This is a genomic window from Arthrobacter sp. LAPM80, from assembly GCF_046736435.1.
Classification (GTDB): Bacteria; Actinomycetota; Actinomycetes; order Actinomycetales; family Micrococcaceae; genus Specibacter.
The window spans coordinates 1-1,295 of the sequence record NZ_JBCHVD010000055.1 but is presented as its reverse complement, the minus strand read 5'-3'; the positions used below and the strand labels follow the sequence as shown (position 1 = coordinate 1,295).

The 1,295-nt window shown below is 53.2% G+C and carries 1 rRNA gene; it reads right to left on the bottom strand.

Features of this window, described 5'->3' with window-relative positions:
- Nucleotides 1–125 precede the first annotated feature (125 nt).
- Nucleotides 126–1,295: ribosomal RNA gene (locus tag AAGW05_RS18475) — 23S ribosomal RNA — on the bottom strand; the annotation flags it as partial.

Genomic DNA, 1,295 nt, shown 5'->3' with positions numbered 1-1,295 from the left:
CCCTGTGTGGGGTGGGGTTGGTCACTGGGTGTCCTGTTTTTTTGGTTTCCGTGACCGAACAAACGGGTGGGTTTGTTGGTTGGGAACCACATAGTGAACGCGAGCATTTGTTTTATAAAATGTGTGTGGTGTAAGTTATCGGCCTATTAGTACCGGTCAGCTTCACGAGTCTTTAGTCCTCGCTTCCACATCCGGCCTATCAACCCAGTGGTCTAGCTGGGGGCCTCTCACACGGTTAGGTGTATGGAAATCTCATCTTGAAGTGGGCTTCCCGCTTAGATGCTTTCAGCGGTTATCCCTTCCGAACGTAGCTAATCAGCGATGCACTTGGCAGTACAACTGACACACCAGAGGTTCGTCCGTCCCGGTCCTCTCGTACTAAGGACAGCTCTTCTCAAATTTCCTGCGCGCGCAGCGGATAGGGACCGAACTGTCTCACGACGTTCTAAACCCAGCTCGCGTACCGCTTTAATGGGCGAACAGCCCAACCCTTGGGACCTACTCCAGCCCCAGGATGCGACGAGCCGACATCGAGGTGCCAAACCATGCCGTCGATATGGACTCTTGGGCAAGATCAGCCTGTTATCCCCGAGGTACCTTTTATCCGTTGAGCGACGGCCATTCCACAATGTGCCGCCGGATCACTAGTCCCGACTTTCGTCCCTGCTTGAGGTGTCCCTCTCACAGTCAAGCTCCCTTGTGCACTTACACTCGATACCTGATTGCCAACCAGGCTGAGGGAACCTTTGGGCGCCTCCGTTACTTTTTAGGAGGCAACCGCCCCAGTTAAACTACCCATCAGGCACTGTCCCTGACCCGGATTACGGGCCGAAGTTAGATGTCCAAAGTGACCAGAGTGGTATTTCAACGATGACTCCACTACAACTAGCGTTGCGGCTTCACAGTCTCCCACCTATCCTACACAAGCCACTCCGAACACCAATACCAAACTATAGTAAAGGTCTCGGGGTCTTTCCGTCCTGCTGCGCGTAACGAGCATCTTTACTCGTACTGCAATTTCGCCGAGTTTATGGTTGAGACAGCGGGGAAGTCGTTACTCCATTCGTGCAGGTCGGAACTTACCCGACAAGGAATTTCGCTACCTTAGGATGGTTATAGTTACCACCGCCGTTTACTGGGGCTTAAATTCTCAGCTTCGCCAACAAGTTGGCTAACCGGTCCTCTTAACCTTCCAGCACCGGGCAGGAGTCAGTCCGTATACATCGTCTTGCGACTTCGCACGGACCTGTGTTTTTAGTAAACAGTCGCTTCCCCCTGGTCTCTGCGGCCCACAC